This window comes from Haemophilus sp. UMB1048 (genome assembly GCF_030218125.1).
GTDB lineage: Bacteria > Pseudomonadota > Gammaproteobacteria > Enterobacterales > Pasteurellaceae > Haemophilus_D.
This window is the reverse complement of sequence record NZ_JASOPB010000023.1, coordinates 1-614: the sequence shown is the minus strand read 5'-3', so window position 1 is coordinate 614 and position 614 is coordinate 1. Positions and strand designations below refer to the sequence as shown.

Annotated in this window: 1 protein-coding gene; it reads right to left on the bottom strand. The window is 57.5% G+C overall.

What is annotated here, in order from left to right; all coding sequences use genetic code 11:
* On the bottom strand, positions 1–614 hold a 614-nt coding region (locus QP437_RS09690), incomplete at both ends, for a hypothetical protein (RefSeq protein ID WP_285267695.1).

Genomic DNA, 614 nt, shown 5'->3' with positions numbered 1-614 from the left:
GTGTCACCTTTAGCGCCGGCTGCGCCAGTGTCACCTTTATCGCCTTTGTCGCCTTTAGCGCCGGCTGCGCCAGTGTCACCTTTGTCGCCTTTGTCGCCTTTAGCACCAGCTGCACCAGTGTCACCTTTAGCGCCGGCTGCGCCAGTGTCACCTTTATCGCCTTTGTCGCCTTTAGCGCCGGCTGCGCCAGTGTCACCTTTGTCGCCTTTGTCGCCTTTAGCACCAGCTGCACCAGTGTCACCTTTGTCGCCTTTAGCGCCAGCTACACCTTGGTCGCCTTTGTCGCCTTTTTCGCCTTTAGCACCAGCTGCACCTGTGTCACCTTTATCGCCTTTGTCGCCTTTAGCGCCAGCTGCACCTGTGTCACCTTTGTCGCCTTTTTCGCCTTTAGCACCAGCTGCACCAGTGTCACCTTTAGCGCCAGCTGCGCCTGTGTCACCTTTGTCACCTTTGTCGCCTTTTTCGCCTTTAGCACCAGCTGCACCAGTGTCACCTTTATCGCCTTTGTCGCCTTTAGCACCAGCTGCACCAGTGTCACCTTTAGCGCCGGCTGCGCCAGTGTCACCTTTATCGCCTTTGTCGCCTTTAGCGCCGGCTGCGCCAGTGTCACCTTT